Genomic DNA, 1,950 nt, shown 5'->3' on the forward strand with positions numbered 1-1,950 from the left:
TTCCAAGGCTGCGGGGCGGCGGTCTGTCCGTCGTCGCGCGATCAGCGCCGCTCGGGCGTCCCCGGCAGCGACAGCTCGAACCAGACGACCTTTCCGCTGCTGAGCCGCGTCGCGCCCCAGCGGCGGGCCATCCGGTTGACCAGGAACAGGCCCCGGCCGCCCTCGTCGGTGTCCCGCGCCCGGCGCTGGCGCGGCAGCTGCGGCGAGTCGTCTCCGACCTCGCAGCGCAGTACGTCCGTACGCAGCAGGCGCAAGGTCACGGGCCGCTCCGCGTACCGCACGGCATTGGTGACCACCTCGCTGACCAGCAGCTCCAGCGAGTCGCTCAGCTCCTCCAGCCCCCACCGGGTCAAGGCGCGGCGGGCGAACCGGCGGGCCCGGCCCGGGGCGGTCTCCTCGGGGTCCAGGAACCAGTACGCGACGTCGCTGGGCGCGATCCCGTCGAACCGGGCCGCGAGCAGCGCGATGTCGTCGTCCCGGTCACCGGGGCCGAGCATGTCCAGGACGTCGTCGCAGAGCGCCTCCAGCGGCGGCGGGTGGTCCAGGCCGGTCAGCTGGGCGGTGGTCGCCAGGCGCTCACGCAGCTGCTCGATACCGGTCCACACGTCCCGCAGGCGCGACTCCACCAGGCCGTCGGTGTAGAGCAGCAGGGTGCCCCCGGCGGGCGCGTCCAGCTCCACGGCCTCGAAGTCCACGCCGCCGACGCCGATGGGGGCGCCGGGAGGTACGCGGAGCACCTCGGCGCGGCCGCCCAGGTGCAGCAGCACCGGCGGCGGATGGCCCGCGTTGGCGATGGTGATCCGGTGCGCGACGGGATCGTAGACGGCGTACAGGCAGGTGGCCATGCGGTCGGAGCCGAGGCGCTGCGCCTGCTCGTCCAGGTGGTGCAGGACCTCGGCGGGCGGCAGGTCCAGCTGCGCGAGGGTCTGCGCGGTGGTACGGAGCTGGCCCATGATCGCGGCGGAGGTCATGGAGTGGCCCATGACATCGCCGACGACGAGCGCGACGCGGCTGCCGGGCAGCGGTATGGCGTCGTACCAGTCGCCGCCGACCCGTGCAGTCTCGGCGGCGGGCAGGTAGCGGGAGGCGAGCCGCACCCCGGTGGGCTGCGGCAGGCTGTCGGGCAGCATGGTGCGCTGCAACTCGTCGGCGATGTAGGCCTCACGGCCGTACAGGACCGCCTTGTCGATGCCGAGCGCGGTGTGGGTGGCCAGCTGGGCGGCGACCAGCAGGTCGTTCTGCTCGAAGGCGGGCCGCTCGGGGCTGCGCAGGAAGACGGCGGCGCCGATCACCCGGCGGCGGCCGCGCAGCGGCGCGAGGACGGCCCGGTTGCCGCGCGGCAGCGGGTGGTCCACGCCGAGCAGCTCGGGCAGGGCGGCCCGCGCGGCGGCGGAGGAAGCGAAGACGGGCCGTACGCCGCGCAGCACTTCCGCGAGCGCGCCGCCGGGCCGGATCTCGCACAGCTCGGCCGCGGGCAGGTCACCCTGCGGGCCGACCAGCGCCAACTGGCTGAAGTCGAGCTCGCCGGTGGCCCCCGCGGCCCCGGCGAGGTCCATCCCCGCGCCGATGGTGCTGCTCATGTCCGTCAGATCGTCGATCGGCCGGAGCCGGTCGGTGCGCCGGAGCCGTAAAACGACCGGGCCGACGGGCCGCTCGTCGCCGACCGGGAGCGGGTCGCGCAGGTAGACGAGGATGGCGTCCGAGAATGTCGGCACGGTGGCCCGGCACAGGCCCAGCACGATCTCGTCGAGGTCGATGCCGCGTGCGATCCGCCGGGTGGCGGCGCCGACGAAGCGCAGCCGGTCCCCCTCGCGGCGCGCGGCGGTCACCTCTCCGGTGCCGCCGGCCGGTGTTCCGGTCCCGCCGCCCCCGTGCCGGCCGGCGCCGCCGGTACCGGCGTCCGCCCCGGCGTCACCGTGGGCCGCGCCGCCCCGCGGGCGGGCGTTGTCG

At 75.7% G+C, this 1,950-nt stretch carries 1 protein-coding gene; it reads right to left on the reverse strand.

What is annotated here, in order from left to right; genetic code table 11:
* Nucleotides 1-41: 41 nt before the first annotated feature.
* A partial coding sequence (locus tag ACWGIU_RS36815) for a SpoIIE family protein phosphatase (RefSeq protein ID WP_453712425.1) occupies nt 42-1,950 on the reverse strand: 1,909 nt, incomplete at its 5' end.

Source organism: Streptomyces sp. NPDC054840 (assembly GCF_053611065.1).